Genomic DNA, 1,266 nt, shown 5'->3' on the forward strand with positions numbered 1-1,266 from the left:
GGACCTACAACAGCGCGCGCCTGGCCGCCGTCGAGGCGGCCGTCAAGCAGGCCACGCTGCGCCGCGGGCTGTTCGCGGTGCTCCTCAACATCGCCCGCCGCAACCAGGCGCTGGTCCACCGACAGCTGAAGCTCGTCGACACGCTGGAACGGCGCACCGAGGACCCGGAGATCCTGCGCCAGCTCTTCAGGATCGACCATCTGACCACCCGGATGCGCCGCCACGCGGAGAGCCTGATCATCCTGTCCGGTGCGGCACCCGGGCGCAGATGGCGGCGGCCGGTGCCGGTGGCCGACGTGGTGTCCTCCGCGGTGGGAGAGATCGAGGACTACACCCGCGTCGTCGTCCCGCCGATGCCCGACGTCGGTGTCGCGGCGGACGCCGTGGCCGACGTGGCGCACCTGATCGCCGAGCTCCTGGAGAACGCCACGGTGTTCTCGCCGCCCCACACGCAGGTCACCCTGCGGACCGGCCGGGTGTCGGGCGGTTTCGTGCTGGAGATCGACGACCGGGGCCTCGGCCTCGACCCCGACCAGCTAGCCGACGCCCATCGCACCCTCACCGACCCGGACGGCTTCGACCCGACCCGGCACGACCGGCTGGGCCTCTACGTCGTCGGACGCCTCGCGGCGCGCCACGGCATCCAGGTCGCGCTGCGGGACTCGCCGTACGGCGGTACGACGGCGGTGGTGCTGCTCCCGTCGACGGTCCTGGCCCAGGTGGACCCGCACAGCCGCACCCCCCGGCCGGGCACCGCCGCCCGCCCCCTGCCGTCGAGACCCGGCACCGCCCCGGGCGCTCGTGCGGAGAACCCGGCGGCCGGGGGCGACCGGGTGATACACCTCGTGGCTGCCGCCGACCGGACGGGGAGCCCGGCACCGGCCGACGCCAGGCCGAGGGCGACCGTGCCGAGGGCTCGGTGGCCCAGGGCGGCCGGACGGAGGGACCGCCGGCGGCCGGCGCCCAGGCGACGGACCCTGCCGGTGAGGTCCACCAGGGCTCGGACGACCACCGTGGCCGGACGACGGACGAAGCCGCGGAGCCTTACCGCGTCCAGAGCTCGATCGCCGACGGCGGTCGGGCGAAGAGACCGATAGGCGACGGCACGCGACCGACGGACCCTGTCACCGAGGCCCATGCCCTCGAGGAGCCGCCGGCTGATCGTGGCCGAGCCATGGGGCCGGCCGCGGACGGCGTCGGGGCGGAGGCCGGGCGTGGCGGGCGGCCCGCCGACCCCCTGGGCGGGCCCCCCCCGCCCGAGGGGTC

General features: G+C 76.1%; 1 protein-coding gene. It reads left to right on the forward strand.

Annotated features, from left to right (window positions below):
• Positions 1–1,097, forward strand: a 1,097-nt coding sequence (locus tag ACFW2E_RS36145; RefSeq protein ID WP_384473033.1) for a sensor histidine kinase, incomplete at its 5' end; no start/stop codon positions are given.
• Positions 1,098–1,266 lie beyond the last annotated feature (169 nt).

Origin of the sequence: Streptomyces sp. NPDC058964, assembly GCF_042741275.1 — a bacterium.
Taxonomy (GTDB): Bacteria; Actinomycetota; Actinomycetes; order Streptomycetales; family Streptomycetaceae; genus Streptomyces.